Source organism: Lapidilactobacillus bayanensis (assembly GCF_003946695.1).
Taxonomy (GTDB): Bacteria; Bacillota; Bacilli; order Lactobacillales; family Lactobacillaceae; genus Lapidilactobacillus; species Lapidilactobacillus bayanensis.
The window spans coordinates 1-14,212 of record NZ_RHOX01000038.1 but is presented as its reverse complement, the minus strand read 5'-3'; the positions used below and the strand labels follow the sequence as shown (position 1 = coordinate 14,212).

General features: G+C 40.8%; 13 protein-coding genes. 4 read left to right on the top strand and 9 right to left on the bottom strand.

All coding sequences use genetic code 11. The features are described from left to right. Positions 1–370: 370 nt before the first annotated feature. The 4 genes from EKM65_RS10405 to liaX all read right to left on the bottom strand — a co-directional run bounded on the left by EKM65_RS10405 (position 371) and on the right by liaX (position 3,222). Positions 371–967: a TVP38/TMEM64 family protein gene (locus EKM65_RS10405; protein WP_125608218.1), complete on the bottom strand. Its 597-nt coding sequence runs from the start codon at positions 965–967 to the stop codon at positions 371–373. 27 nt (positions 968–994) lie between these two features. Then, complete coding sequence (locus tag EKM65_RS10400; RefSeq protein WP_125608216.1) at positions 995–1,372, bottom strand: hypothetical protein; 378 nt, start codon at positions 1,370–1,372, stop codon at positions 995–997. A gap of 20 nt (positions 1,373–1,392) precedes the next feature. Further along, positions 1,393–1,641 (bottom strand): PspC domain-containing protein, encoded by a 249-nt coding sequence (locus EKM65_RS10395; protein ID WP_125608214.1) that lies wholly within the window; start codon positions 1,639–1,641, stop codon positions 1,393–1,395. Positions 1,642–1,731: 90 nt separating this feature from the next. Next, complete coding sequence (gene liaX / locus EKM65_RS10390) at positions 1,732–3,222, bottom strand: daptomycin-sensing surface protein LiaX (protein WP_164506919.1); 1,491 nt, start codon at positions 3,220–3,222, stop codon at positions 1,732–1,734. Between the two features lie 250 nt (positions 3,223–3,472). On the opposite strand from liaX, the gene rpsN reads away from it, so the two are divergent. The 3 genes from rpsN to dapF all read left to right on the top strand — a co-directional run bounded on the left by rpsN (position 3,473) and on the right by dapF (position 6,268). Further along, complete coding sequence (gene rpsN, locus EKM65_RS10385; protein ID WP_125608209.1) at positions 3,473–3,742, top strand: 30S ribosomal protein S14; 270 nt, start codon at positions 3,473–3,475, stop codon at positions 3,740–3,742. 194 nt (positions 3,743–3,936) lie between these two features. After that, entirely contained in the window at positions 3,937–4,563 is a 627-nt protein-coding gene (locus EKM65_RS10380; protein WP_125608208.1) for a class I SAM-dependent methyltransferase, read from the top strand. Positions 4,564–5,266: 703 nt separating this feature from the next. Further along, on the top strand, positions 5,267–6,268 hold the full coding sequence (gene dapF, locus EKM65_RS10375) for a diaminopimelate epimerase (RefSeq protein WP_125608206.1): 1,002 nt from the start codon (positions 5,267–5,269) through the stop codon (positions 6,266–6,268). An 86-nt stretch (positions 6,269–6,354) separates the two neighbouring features. Here the strand turns inward: dapF and EKM65_RS10370 are convergent, their stop codons facing one another. From EKM65_RS10370 to EKM65_RS10350, 5 genes are all read right to left on the bottom strand, one after another. After that, positions 6,355–7,104, bottom strand: coding sequence for an epoxyqueuosine reductase QueH (locus tag EKM65_RS10370; protein WP_125608204.1), 750 nt, complete (start codon positions 7,102–7,104; stop codon positions 6,355–6,357). Positions 7,105–8,721: 1,617 nt separating this feature from the next. Continuing rightward, entirely contained in the window at positions 8,722–9,714 is a 993-nt protein-coding gene (locus EKM65_RS10365; protein ID WP_164506918.1) for an NAD(P)-dependent oxidoreductase, read from the bottom strand. A 26-nt stretch (positions 9,715–9,740) separates the two neighbouring features. Then, the gene (locus EKM65_RS10360; protein ID WP_125608200.1) at positions 9,741–10,910 is read right to left on the bottom strand and encodes a hydroxymethylglutaryl-CoA synthase; all 1,170 of its coding nucleotides are present in this window, start codon (positions 10,908–10,910) and stop codon (positions 9,741–9,743) included. Beyond that, positions 10,900–12,186: a hydroxymethylglutaryl-CoA reductase, degradative gene (locus EKM65_RS10355; protein WP_225420456.1), complete on the bottom strand. Its 1,287-nt coding sequence runs from the start codon at positions 12,184–12,186 to the stop codon at positions 10,900–10,902. The genes EKM65_RS10360 and EKM65_RS10355 overlap by 11 nt, the downstream gene beginning before the upstream one ends. Further along, positions 12,186–13,364 carry a thiolase family protein gene (locus EKM65_RS10350; RefSeq protein ID WP_125608196.1) on the bottom strand — a complete coding sequence of 393 codons (1,179 nt, stop codon included), beginning with the start codon at positions 13,362–13,364 and terminating at the stop codon, positions 12,186–12,188. Before EKM65_RS10350 ends, EKM65_RS10355 begins: the two co-directional genes overlap by 1 nt. A gap of 176 nt (positions 13,365–13,540) precedes the next feature. Between EKM65_RS10350 and EKM65_RS10345 the strand changes: the two genes are divergently transcribed. Continuing rightward, the gene (locus EKM65_RS10345) at positions 13,541–13,837 is read left to right on the top strand and encodes a hypothetical protein (protein ID WP_125608194.1); all 297 of its coding nucleotides are present in this window, start codon (positions 13,541–13,543) and stop codon (positions 13,835–13,837) included. The last annotated feature ends 375 nt before the right edge of the window (positions 13,838–14,212 follow it).

The window sequence follows — 14,212 nt, the reverse complement described above, 5'->3', positions numbered from 1 at the left end:
ACAAGACCTGTCTTGGAGACAATTTTGCAAAAATTGGCTTCAAGCAGTGTCCACCACGTTCCAGCGACACGTATTTATTTTCCCTCACGGTACTCGCACACTTCATATGCAACCTTTGCGCAAGCGCGAAGAAGCACAACATAATAGTTTTAGTTTCTTCTTTTTTAAAAAGTAACGTTCCAGCAACACGTATTTATTTTCCACCACGGTACCTCGCACATTCCTTACACAACCTTTGCGCAAGCGCAAACAACCGCAACAAAGTAGTTTTAGTTTCCCACATATGAGCTGAACAGCGGCGAAGTAACCCGCGTATCAATCAAAAAACGCTAGAGCAAACTCACTCTAGCGCTATCTTTTAATATTTAGTTTATTTAATCAGTTGCATTAGCCAATTGCCACCATATATCAGAATGAAACTATAGGCGGCAATCGTAAATGGTTTCAAGAAGATGATGATCGCACTGAACTTCTGCCAAGACATCTCCGTTAAACCGGCAATCAATACCAACACATCATCTGGTGCAACTGGGAAGAAAATCGCAGCGGCGAAAAACCAATCGAATGCTTTTTGATTCTTAGTTTTACCGATGTAGCGATCGTAAACTTTCTGCGGAACGACATGGAGGATGAAATCTTTACCATAATGCCGTGCCAGAAAGAAATTAGTAAACGAACCAATTACAATACCAACGTAATTATAGACGAAGCCCCAAAGCGGTCCGAATAAAATAACGCCGGCAGCAGTACTAATACCACCAGGAATTACGGGAATCACAACCTGAACGATTTGAATTCCGATAAAAATCAGCGGACCAATCAAGTGGCGCTGAGCTAAATAACTCTGCAAGGTAGCCTGATTACTAAACAGTCCTAAATGCCACCAATAAATTGTTAAGCTGATAATTGCCGCGAGGGACAAAAGCGATGAAATATTAATAAGTCGTCTGCTGGCCTGTGTACTCAAGGTTTTGCCCCCTAGATAAAGATTATGCTAAAAGTCGCTCCACTCATCATTGTCGTTGTCATCATGATGGTTTTGTTCGTTATTGTTTTTAGTTTGTGTGTCCTGATTAAATTGATGATAATGATTAACAACATCATCCTCTTTGACGTCATGAATTTCTTTACGTCCAGCACGGGCATCACGATAACTCTGACGATATTGTTGCCGTTGTTGATGTGCTTGCGCGCGACTTTGTGAAGTTCTGTGGTGATCATCACGCACAAACAAATTGATTAATGCTGCAATAAGAACAACTGGTAAGATAAACTTCAGTAAACCGAAGAAAAGGCCAACTGCTCCAGCAAGTAATGCAAAAACAACGATCAACAAAATGGGTATAAATAGTAAAAGTAAAAGAAACGGCAATGCCAACACCTCTTTATTGATTAAAAGTTACTCCAATTATCATTGGATCGATTCTTGCCAGATCTATTGAAAGTATGATTGCTGGCAGAACCCTCGGGCATTAAAATCCAGAGAATAATATAAGCAATGAAACCTGTGCCAGCAAAGATAAAGAGAAAAGCAAAAATAATACGGATGATGGTTGAATCGATTCCGAAATATTCACCTAACCCGCCGGCGACACCGGCAATTTTACGATCTGTGGTAGAACGACTCAAACGTTTATTCATGTTGAACTCCTCCAATTTTGCAATTCATTACTCTTTTAGTGGCGCTATCACTAACGCACAGCTGACAAACTAGCGATTATTATAGACTGCTTAATTATTATCTTTCAGATAAATCGAACCAGACGTACTACTCAAGTGTAGGCTAGCACCCTCTGTTTCGCCCCGCTTAAAATCAACACGGTGGCCTGTCGTCGACTTTTGATCGACAATCTCTAAATCGTGGTTGCGCGTATTAACAGCACCTAAACGCGTCTTGGCGGTACCATGAAAATCTAGTCCATTTTCAACGGCAGCTTTAACATCGCCATGAACTGACGAAGCATCTAAGCGGTGTAAATCGTCGTTATGAAGCGTCACCCGAACATTACCATTAACAGTGGATAGATCACTTGCTTGGACACTACTATCAACTTTGATGTTGCCATTAACTGTGCTAAATAAAGCTTCACGTAAAGTGCCTTCTAATAATTCAATCGAGCCATTGACACCCTCAACTTCGATCATCGTCGCCGTGACACCATTCAAAGTTGTTTGACCATTAGTTGTCTTCAAGTAAATGTCTTTACCACTGAAATTAACAAGATCGATGTTACCATTCAGTAAATTCAAGGTTACATGGTCGTATGTGCGCTCAGGTAAGAAGATCTCTAAATCAGCTTGAACCCGTTTGTTCGGTACTTGGAAGATAAAGCGATCGTCAGTCACTTCAATATGACTACGACGCGTAAACGCATCTAGTGGCTCATCCTCATCCATTCGGCCAAACAATTTAATATTGGCAGCAACTTTAATATCATCGCTGTCCCAAGGTGTCAGCTTAACATTACCGTTAGCATTCTTAATATCTAGAATTGAAGCTTCTGCATCTTCAAAAACAAAGTCATGTTTGAAACTTGAAGAAACAATTCCAGGAACCTTAATTGTGACATCGTTCCAATCAATATTGTCGACAACATTCTTAACCGTATTCTTAACGAAGCCACCTAACTGACTGCCAAAATCCGACATCTTTTCGCCAAAATCATTAAAAGTTGACGCCGTATTATCACGAAGTTCGTCAAAATGAATACTTTCTTTGATGCGGTCACGAGTTAATTTACCGATTTCTTTGTTTAATTCAGTAATTTTCTCGCGTAATTCATCTTGAGTTAATGCCAAGTTTTCCACTGTCTGTTGTAATTCAACGACACGGCCCTTGGCTTCAGTTCGTTCCTGCACCTTTTCTTCGGTTAAACTATCTAAATCCTCCATAGCGTCAATCACCGTGATGTGTTCTTGATCACGGTCAATTTGCCGTTGAACTGCTGCAATTTTTGTTTGTGTTTCCGCTAATTGATCGTTGTTCTTCGCCAGATCTGCTTTTAGTTCACCTAAACGTTCTTCATATTCATTTAAAAGTTGGTCTTCATCGTCGTCTTCGTCATCATCAGAAAAATCAGTTGTTGTTTGCTTAGTTGAATGTTCCTGGGAATCGGCTGTCGCTTCTTTTTTCTTGGCTAAGTTCTCTAATAACACTAAGCCTTCCTCAGAAGTGATCACGCCTTTTTTTACTAATTCTAAAATTCGTTCACGTTCATTCATGATATTAACCTCCATTGGTCTTAACATATCTCGATTACAAGTACTATTATGACTGCTTCTTGTTAAATAGTCATAGGCCTTTGGGTGGATTTTAACATCAGTCTATGGTGAATAAATCTTCTCAGTCCTAATTACAAAGTGTTTCGGCAGAATGATACTTATTAATTGTAAGTATCATTTGGAGATGTTAAACTAGTAAAAGTTTGTTGACTTAAATTTTTTTGCTAGCCAAATTATCGAAGGAGAATTTATGGCAAAAAAATCAAAAATTGCTAAAGAACTAAAAATTGAAGCTCTAGTTAACCAATATGCTGCTAAACGTGAAGCGTTGATTGAAGCACACGATTATACTGGATTGGCAAAATTACCCCGTAACGCGTCACCAACTCGGATTCATCATCGTGACCAACTTGACGGCCGGCCGCATGCCTACATGCGCAAATTCAAAATGTCGCGGTTGAACTTTCGCAAATTAGCACACCTAGGTCAAATCCCTGGCGTTAAAAAAGCTAGCTGGTAATTTAAAAAACTGCCGTACCAGTGAGCTTGAAATAGTAAGGAGCTGAATCCGATTTTTAGGATTAAGCTCCTTGTTTGTTATGCAAATAAAATTCAGTCTAATCATAAGTTCTTTTGTTCTAAATCAATTATACTGAAAGTATCAAATCCTATAATAACCATGGATTAATACCTAAAATGTAAAAAGGTGTCTTCATGAGTAATCAAACTAGCTATGATGCCATTAGCGCGCAATGGGCAGCTCGACGTCATAATGCACCACCTGATCCATTGGTCGTCCAATTCGCCCAACAGCTAGCCGCAAACGCGACTGTACTTGATTTAGGCTGTGGAACTGGTGAGCCTAATGATCGTTTTTTAATTGAACAAGGCTTTAAACTAACTGGCGTCGATTTTTCAGCGGCAATGATCAAGCGTGCCCGCAAAAATATCCCTGAAGGTGTTTTTCACCAACAAAACTTCTTGGATTTCGTACCACAAACACAATTTGCGGGTGTACTGGCCTTCGATTCACTCTTCCACCTAGATCATTCCCAGCAACCCCAAATCTATCCATTAATCAGTCAATGGCTCAAGAATGACGGCTGGCTCCTCTTTACCCACGGAAAAACAAACTCAACCAAAACGGGCGAAATGTGGGGCAAAACTTTTTCCTACAGCGCCTTAGCCTTGCCAGAGTTATTAAGTCAGCTGAGTGAGCAACATCTAATCGTCCAACAAATGTGGCAAGACTATCAGAACCCCATCTCCGGCAACCGCGATTTAGTCATTTTAGCGCAAAAAAAGAGTGTTCAAAGCAACGGGTTGGGTGTTTGTATTTAAACGGGAAGATTGATGCATGTCAATGCAGCAAGATTCACGCTTAAATACACGACACCCAGTTGCTTGGAACACATTTCAGAGCAGAGTGTTCAAAGCAACGGGTTGATTGCGTAGCTCTAACTAGAAAGCACAGCTGGGTGCAAACCCAGATGGGATTTCTAGTTAAACATAACAATCAGTTGCTTTGAGCACGTTTCAAAGCAGAGCGCGGAGAACAACGGGTTGACTGTCTTAATTTAAACGGGAAGATCATTGCGTGTTAACGCAAGGAGATTCACGTTTAAATTATGCGCAGTCAGTTGTTCGTAGCGCGTTTCAAAGCAGAGTGCGGAGAACAACGGGTTGACTGTCTTAATTTAAACGAGAAGATCATTGCGTGTTAACGCAAGGAGATTCACACTTAAATTATGCGCAGTCAGTTGTTCGTAGCACGTTTCAAAATCAGAAAACTATGATGTAGATGTTCTTTGTGCTTCCAAGAAAAACGCTGGTAAAACTGATGCGCTCTAAAAAAGTTAGACAATAACATATTTGGCAGTTAAGCTTGATTCCGAACTCGAATCAGACTTGGGCCTTTTTGTTTACTTGATACTCTGACGTTGTTAAATCTTTGAATATATTACTCATACCATGACTTGAATTCATTATTTTTTAACAAATTGGTATTATACTGAAGTCATTCTAATAAAAGTGAGTAAAGCAGATGAAGATTAACTTAATTAAGGTTCATGGTTCAGATAATCAGTTTTTCCTTCTTGATCAACGGCAATTAGCGCGACCACTGACTGACCCGGAGATTAAGAACTTCACTAAAAAAATTACTGATCGCCAAACTGGTTTATGGCATGGTGCTGATGGTGTCTTGGTTGTTGACAATCCCACACATAAAGGTCCTGTTGGCCGCATGCGCGTCATTAACGCCGATGGCAGTGAAGCCTCAATGTGTGGTAATGGTATTCGTACGGTTGCACGATATTTAGGTGAGGCCACACAGCAAGCAGAATTCACAATTGAAACAATGTACGCTGATCTCCTCGTCAAAAAAGCAAAACCTTTAGCAACTGATATTGCCACTTATCAAGCAGAAATTTCGCCAATAAGTTTTGCAACCAAAAATTTAGGACTGCACTGGCAAGATCAAACGGAAGTACGCCATCAAAAGATGCCTGAGCTTTCGAATCAATTGACATTCACTGCCATCGCCGTTCCTAATCCCCACTTGATTAGTTATCTGAATCATGAAACCTTAGTTGGTCCGGAACTAGGACGAATTGCCGGCTACTTGAATAATGGGACTAACCCAATTTTTCCAGATGGTGTTAACGTTAGTTTCGTCGAAGAACTCGGCTTCAATCATTTGTTTGTCCGCACTTACGAACGCGGTGTTGGCTATACTAATGCTTGTGGCACTGGCATGTCTGCCGCAAGCATTGTTTACGTGTTAGAACAAGGCGGTCATTTTGAGACTGAATTAACCGTTCAGAATCCCGGCGGTATGGTCAAAACAATTGTTCATCAAAATACAGATCCAAAACGCAACTCTAAATATTGGGTCTCGTTAATTGGCAATGCAACTTTCATGGGTACCGCAACTGTTGATTTTGCCGAAATTATGACACATGCTTTTGATTTAACAACAGTAAAATTTGCCGAAACTGGTGAACAGGAACGTTATCAAGCATTCGTTCGTAACCTCAATAAATAAATTTCCACTTAATCATTAATTGCTGAAATAGAAAAGTCCTTGAGAAAAATTTTCTCAAGGACTTTTTAAATTCTGCTTGATTTACATTAGTTTTCGTATTGAATCTCAGGAAACGTTTCATCTTGATGTTGGCGCACAAATTCTGTGGCCTTCTTGTTAACGGCCTTTAAATCCACACCTTGTTGCCTAGCGGCGAACAGACAACCACAGTAACATTGCCGATAAACATCATATTCTTGACACATTTCAATTGAGCGCAGATATCCAGAACGTTTCTTGAAGTCACTGGGCAAATATGAAACATTGTAAATATGTTGAATATCAAGTCCTAATTCGTTAATGGTTTGGGCATTTTTGTGGGGACTAATTGTTAATGCACTACCGAAATAGTCGAAACCTAATTCTTGAGCCTTTTTAGCAACCCGATCAAGCCGATAGCTATAGCAAAGTGTACAGCGCGCACCACCTTCAGGAGCTTGCTTCAAATCTTTCACAACACTGAGCCATTGACTTGGCTCATACTCGGCTGCAATAAACGTCACTTGATTACCCGTCCGCTCGTTAAAGTCGGCAATAAATTTCTGCTGAACATATTTACGACGTTCAAATTCCATTCGTGGATGAATATTAGGATTATCATAATAAACCGTCACATCGGCAAATTGCGTTAAGTATTCCAATGTATAGGTACTGCATGGCGCGCAACAACTATGTAATAAAATTCTAGGATGTGCTGCCTGTGTTTGCCAGTCCTGAATTACCTTTTGCAAAACCAGATCAAAGTTGATTTTTTGACCCTTTTCAAACATTTCTGTAATCAGATCATATTCTAGCATTAAATCCTACCTCATGATTCAATTTATGACGCATCAATATCACTGATACTACGTGCTAATTTATTATAGCATAGCCAATTATCAAGTGACTTTAAATTTAGCATTCGTTATTCTCTCAGACACTATTTTTTTGAAGACGAAAAAATTGACGACCTAGCTGAACCGTATTCAGCTAGGTCGCCTTAATGTTACGTAAAGAGGAAACAGATGCATTTCTCATATCTTTCGTAATATCTAACACCTCATGCTATTCAATTGTGACAAGAAACTCGTTTATTTCGCATTTACTTCGTTATAGCTTGTTTGCTATCCGTATCTATTCACGGCTCTTTAGTGTAGCTACTAAACTGTTTCTTGCTTGGTTGTGCTGTCCAAATAACTTCAGACATACACCTCCATCAATATCTTATTTTTTTATCACTCAGAATTCTGCTCTTCACACAGCTTTTCCGATTTGCTACTTTAACTTTCCACTACTGAGGAAAGCATAGTTGGTATTTCTACTACCAACAACATGTTTCTTGATTCAAAACCTATCTAGATACTGACGATCTATTGGATCCTAAATCTAAAACTAACTGTTTAACGCAACTGCTAGATTACTTAACTCATAATCTTTAAAACATTGATTCTAGAGAACCTTGCTGTTCTGTCCATTAAACTTTACAGATTATTCTCCATTGGCACCGCTCAACTTTGGCCTTCGTCGAGCATCACTTGACTAATGATCATTAGTTCTTACTTGCTAGACCGATAATCCTATCGTTGACTAGCTGAGCACCTGCTCCTCTTTACAACTATATAGTAGCAGTTAATGTAACCGGTTGCAAGAGAAATAGCTCGATTTATTAAAAAAACTTTTTCTGCCGGGTCCACGGCAAAAAAAGCTAAAATTACTGCTAAGATCAATCGTTGGAGAGCTGAAACGTGATTAAATTCTAAAATTACTATTCTGTACTTCTTCGCGCTCACGCAAAGGTTGCATATGGAACGTGACTCGTTGCCGTGACGGCGAAAGAATACTTAACGCTGGAAACGTAGTGGGCATTGCTAATTAAAATAGTGAAAACTAAAACTGTTATCTATCCCTTCTTCGCGCTTGTGTAAAGGTTACATATGCAGTGTAGCGAGTATCGTGAGGGAAAATAAATACTTTCGCTGGAACGTGGTGGACACTGCTTGAAGCCAATTTTTGCAAAATTGTCTCCAAGTCAGATCTTGTTGTGAGTAATAAATTACTAACAACAATTTCACCACTGAGCGGTATTTATTTTCCCTCACTCAACAAACGAGAAAGCAACCTTTGCGCAAACGCTAAATTGACAAGCGATTGAATTTTCTCCTAAAATTTTTAGAAGCACAATCTTGAAGTTACACCACATCTCTTCTGTCAGTGCCGGAGGGAACTCGCGGTCAGCTGTGAAATTGTCGTTTGCGATTTATTGCTTACGACAAGGCCGAGCTTTAAGACAATCGTAGATTGGCTTAAAGTCGAGCCCACAGCGTTTCACCAGCGTATTTCACGCAGGCACGAAGAGCAGCAACATAACAGTTCTAGGTCTTAGCACGTTAAACACATCAAATCAATTATTTCCATCTTTTTACTGCGACTAGTTGTCATTCAACTGGATTAAGTGGTGTTCCTTGTTGAACATAGCTAAAAATATTATCGACAGAATTTGCCACCATTTTTTCAACGGCTTTCATTGAATGATAGGCGATATGTGGTGTAATAATCACGTTAGGCATACTTTGTAATTTCAGATAATGTGGCTCTAATGGTTGCCCACCACTTTGAATTTCGCGCTCGATATCGGCTTCATATTCGAAGACGTCAATCCCGGCACCAGCTAAATGTTTAGTTTCAAGAGCTGCGATTAACGCGTCAGTATCAATTAAATTACCTCGGCCGGTATTGATCACAAGCGCATCTTGAGGTAATAGCGCTAAACGCTCAGCATCTAATAGGTGGTCGTTTTCCTTAATTCCAGGCACATGCAAGGTAACTAAATTAGCCTGTTGCAATAATTCCTCTAAAGAATTGGTATAGTGTAACCATTCAGGCGCATCTTTTTTAGGGAACGCGTCAAACGCAACAACCTTAACACCCATATTGTGTAATAATTCGGCGGTTGTAAACCCAATATGACCAGTTCCGATCACACCAAAAGTTTCGTTAAATAGCGTGCGGCCAGTCATCTTCTGAGCTTGAATTAATTGACCAGCCTCAATTGCCCGGCCCATTTCCTTCGTTCGCCGCAATAATTGCAATGCTGTTAGTACGACGAATTCCGCAATCGTTGCTGGTGAATATGATGGGACATTACTGATCTTAATGCCGTATTTTTTTGCGGCGGCAAAGTCGATATTGTCAGTTCCAACATTGCGTAATGCAAGTAAAGGAATGTTTAACGCCGCCATCTTTTTAAAGAGTGCTTCATCATAAGCCCCCGTTTGCATGGTGCTAATAGCATCACTACCCGCTGCCAACACAACGTTATCCGCTGTGACCCACTCAGCGGTCAAGACCAACTCAAAACTTTTTTCAAAAGCAAGTTTTTCAAAGAAATATTGTTCTTCTTGATTGACACCAAAGGCTGTTATTTTCAAAGTTAGGCCTCCTAATTCAAAATAGTTTATTCATAAATTCGTTGATGCTCATTTATTCCCCGCAGCCTAAATTGCGCGTGTTGCGAAATGAATGGAACGCTAAATTTACTACCATCAGTTGGTAATTTTTGGTTGAAAAAAGCCTCATATTCAGTAACAGCCAAGCGTTGGCGCTGCGCTAACATTGCTTGAACATCAACGAGTTGACTAGCCACTTGATAATCTGGTTGTAAAATACCACTAAAAAATTCACCAACAGCGCCAGAGCCATAGCTAAATAAACCGACACGTGAATTTGCTGGCAAAGAACTATTCTGTAGCAACGACAATAGACTTAAATATAATGAGCCGGTGTAAATATTACCAACACGGCGATTATAGAGCGTTGCTTTAGTGAATTGCTCCAATAATGCCGTTTGATCTGCCGTAACGCTATTTGCAGTTAGTTGACGCAGCCCTTTCAAACCCAACTTAGTATAAGGAATGTGGAATAATAGTGCCGCAAAATCACTCAACTGTGCTGCTGTCTTTGTTTGATAATCATGCCAAACAATATCTAAGAAACGTAAATACTGTTCCGTCGAATACTTACCTTTTGCAAAAGCAGTATCAGAATAATTGGGCCGCCAAAAGTCCATCACGTCTTCACTAAAGTATGCACTAGGTTGTTCCAAAACAAGAACACGCGGATGACGCGTAACTAATAAAGCCACTGCTCCAGCGCCTTGGGTTACTTCACCGGCTGTTGCGACACCATAACGCGCAACATCAGAACCGATAACCAACACTTTTTGACTATCAGAATGAGCCGCTAAATGATCGTAGGCCGTTTGTAGCGCAGCAGTAATCCCGTAGCAGGCCTCTTTCACTTCAAAAGCTCGCGCCCGTGGATTGATACCTAATAACCGTTGAACATATAGTGCGCCGGCCTTAGATTGATCAATACCACTCTCAGTTGCAAAAATAACTTCATCAATCTCAGCCAAATCTTCGGCAGACAAAATCTGAACCGCCGCATTGGCTGCCATTGTAATGACATCTTGATCTAATGGCAAAACTGCCTGTTCATCTTGACCGATACCAATTTTAAATTTATTGGGATCAACAGCACGCGCTTCAGCCAATTCAGCCAAATCTAAATAAAATTCAGGCGTGTAAAAGCCAATTTTATCGATTCCTATTTTTTCAATTGTCATTATTTTTGTTCACCTTTTTATCACGTAATTGTTGCAGCATAGCTCGTGCCATAGCCAGATCTGAATGGTTGCTTCGATTAAGTTGCTGTTGTAAAGTAGCAATTTCTGAACCAACCGCACCAGCTTGAATAGCTAAATTAGCGGATTGTAGCCGCATGTGACCAGCTTGAATGCCGCTTGTCACTAATGCCCGCAATGCTGCTAAGTTGTTGGCTAGTCCTGTACTTGCCATGATTCCCATTAGTTGTTCAATCGTTGGCTGTTGCAAAATTTCTAAACTAATTTGGGCACTAGGCAGTGAATTGATGGCACCACCGACACTGCCAATTGTTAGTGGTAAAGTTAATCGACCGGTTAAAGTTTGTTGTTCTAAATTCAATTGCCAAGTTGATAAAACGTTTTGTTGTTCAGTCATTAAATAAGTAGTGATCGCAGAACTAAGCGCCCGTAAATCGTTGCCGGTTGCTAAGGCCACAGCAAAAATACCGTTTAAGATTCCCTTGTTCTCTGTTGTGCCGCGATCAGCATTCAAGTGGGCAAATTGATTCAGTGCCACTAAACGCTGAGCAACCGTAATACCTGCTATCTTTTTTGTTGCCAAGACCGTGACGGGAACCGTACACTCGGTCGTCACGAGCATCTTGCTCCCAACATTGCTTAAAATTGCGGCTAAGACTGCTTCTTGCCCTATCAAAATATTCGCCTGTAAATATGCGGCTACTGCTTCAGCAATCGTGTTAGCCAAATTCGCACCGAAAGCAGCAACAGGATTGAGCCACAAACCAACTTCGGCAAAGTTGTCCCCGACCTGAGAGACGGTTAAATGATCGAAACCGCCACCACGTTGAACAATACTGGGATGAGCGTCGTTAGCAACCTGACGAATTTTCGCCGTGACGTCCTTGATTCGTGCCGCAAAATCTGCAAAATTAGTTACCTGAGTTACAATAATCTGCGCTTTCAATAAACGTTCTGTTACAGTTGTGGCAAAACCACCACCAAGCGCTACTCGTTTAGCACCATTACTAGCTGCCGCAATCACTGACGGCTCTTCGGTCACCATCGGCACGACATATTTCTGACCATTGATCACGAAATTATCGGCCACACCCAAAGGTAAGTTGAATTCACCTAGGTTGTTTTCCACCATCGCGTTTAAAACCTGTTCATCTAAAGCAGGTTTCTTTAATAAATAAGCGCTACTTGCGGTGGATAAAACACCTTGCTGCTGCAACTGGTTCAAACGTTCTTGCCGAGATAATTCGTAAAACTTCATCAAATAATACCCTCACGACTAATCCGCAAGGCAATTCCTTGGCCGCCACCAATACATAGCGTTGCTAGACCATTAGTTAATTGCCGTTGCCGCATAATATTTAGTAAAGTCGTTACGATACGCGTACCTGTCGCCGCCAATGGATGCCCTAAAGCAATCGCACCACCAAAAGGATTTAATTTAGCATCAGGAATATTTAAGGACTGTTGAACCAGCAATGCTTGCGCTGCGAAAGCCTCATTCAATTCGACAACATCAATTTGATCCATAGTTAAATTGGCTCGCGCTAAAAGTTGCTCAACCGCCGCAATCGGGGTAACGCCAAATAATTCAGAGGCATTGCCGACTTCAGTAAATTCTTCAACGTAAGCTAAAACAGGCCAATTCTGTTGTTGGGCAAATTCTGCCGTCGCCAATAAAATCATGCTGGCGCCATCATTTAATGGTGATGCATTGCCGGCTGTAATGGTACCATCTGCAGCAAACGCTGGCTTCAAAGCAGCCAATCCGGTTAGGGTTGTAGCGGGCCGAACCGCTTCATCCTGCGTAATCGCTTGATTGTCAACAACGACTGGTACAATTTCATCCGTAAAAAGATTGTTCATCGTTGCTTGAGCGGCTTTTTGTTGCGATTTAACTGCGAATTCATCTTGTTGCTGCCGTGTCATCTTTTCTTGTTGTGCAAGCTGCTCAACTTGAATACCCATGCTCACGCCAGTTAGCGCGTCAGTTAAACCATCGTTAAAAAGGCTATCGAGTAAATCGCTATCACGATTAACCGGTTGTTTCTTGGCAGGACGCTGCAATAATAAAGGGGCGTTCGACATACTCTCAATGCCACCAACGATAACAGCCTGTGCTTCACCAAGTTGCAAGGCTTGTTGACCAAAATGTAGCGCCTTTAAACTAGAGCCGCAAACGTCGTTAATCGTTGTTGCGGTTACTGAATTTTGTAAGCCACTTAGAATTGCCACCTGACGAGCGGGATTTTGACCTAGTCCAGCGCTATAAACATTTCCCAACAGAACTTGTTGAATCTGTTCGGCTGCACCGTCAACTTCTGCTAACAGTCCCTTTAAACAAGCCACACCCAAATCAACAGCGGATAGCGCTTTGAACTGACCTAAATATTTGCCAATCGCTGTCCGTTTCGCCGCTACAATGACAACTTTCTTCAAATGACGAATCTCCCTCAACATTGAAATATAAAACAAACTTTACCGATCACAATAAAACTGTTAGCCTATAGAATAACTGAAAAAAATATTTTTGTCTTAATCTAAGCTTGGTTTTAAAATAATATTATAACTTTCGCAAAATGGGATAATTAATAAAAAGATGATGAGGTGACAACTTGTACGTGTTGGACTTTCTTCAATTAATTAGCGACGTTGCTAAGCAAACGCCATTCTTCTTTAAAGATCATGATTCTATTTATAGCCTTTTATTACCTGAAATCACAGAAATCTATCAGCAACCCAGTTTACTAATTACCACCAATACTAGTAAGAAATCTCTGCGGCAGTGGGAATTATTTGTCTTGCTAAATCAACCCGAATACCGACAGTTACCAGTCTATCTGCAAATTAACGGACAACCACGCGCAGTTTTCGGCTTCAAATTAGCAGACGGCAAAGCGTGGTTAAATTAAGATCAGAGCGCGAAAGGCAACAGGGTTGATTGCGTAGCTCTAACTAGGAAGCACAGCTGGTGCCAACCCAGATGGGATTTCTAGTTAGACATAGCAATCAGTTGCCTTGAGCACGTTTCAAAATGCATCCTAAAAAGAAGCTGGGACTTTATCCTAGCTCCTTTTATTATGAGATCTTCTTTTGTACAAATGTTGAATTGAGGAGTGGTCAAACTACTTCTAACTTGAGCAATATAGATTAGAAGTTTAGTTGTACTAACACATTTTTGTCAGTGCCGGAGGGAAATCGCGGTCAGCTGATCGAGTAGGAAGTAATTGTAAATTACCGTCCTCTCACACCACCGTACGTACGGTTCCGTATACGGCGGTTCAATA